The organism is Mesorhizobium sp. M00.F.Ca.ET.216.01.1.1 (assembly GCF_004010325.2).
GTDB lineage: Bacteria > Pseudomonadota > Alphaproteobacteria > Rhizobiales > Rhizobiaceae > Mesorhizobium.
On sequence record NZ_SADR02000138.1, the window covers coordinates 1 to 431 of the forward strand.

Here is a 431-nt window from a genome sequence, read left to right on the forward strand (position 1 = left end):
GTCGACCTTTCCCCCGACGAGAACGATGCTGCTCCTGGCAGCGGCGCCGCCGCCAACCCAGAAGCGGCAGCACCGGGGGCGGCCGCAGTGCCTGGCGCGGATGAAGCAGCGCCGGGTCCGGACGCGGTGGTGCCGGGCAAAGCTCAGGCGGCTGCGCCCGAAGGCGCCCAGCCCGCCGCTCCGGCGCCGAAGTCCGAAGACCGCATCGCCCAAGTGCTGCAGCAGGATGCCGAGTCCGAGGCCAAGGCGGATGTCGTCGCCGTGGCGCCGCGCAAGGTGAAGACCATGATGGTGAAGCCTGATGGTTCGCTGGTGCCGCGCGAGGATCCGGCTCCCGCCGCGCCGAAGGTTGCCGCGGCAGAGCCGACCGATCCGGCGCCGCAGCATGTCGCGCCGGCAGGGCAGGCCGACCCCCAGCCGACGGCGACCGT

The 431-nt window shown here is 73.5% G+C and carries 1 pseudogene; it reads left to right on the forward strand.

The window, feature by feature from the left end:
- Positions 1-431, forward strand: a pseudogene (locus tag EN859_RS40025) (SPOR domain-containing protein); the annotation flags it as partial.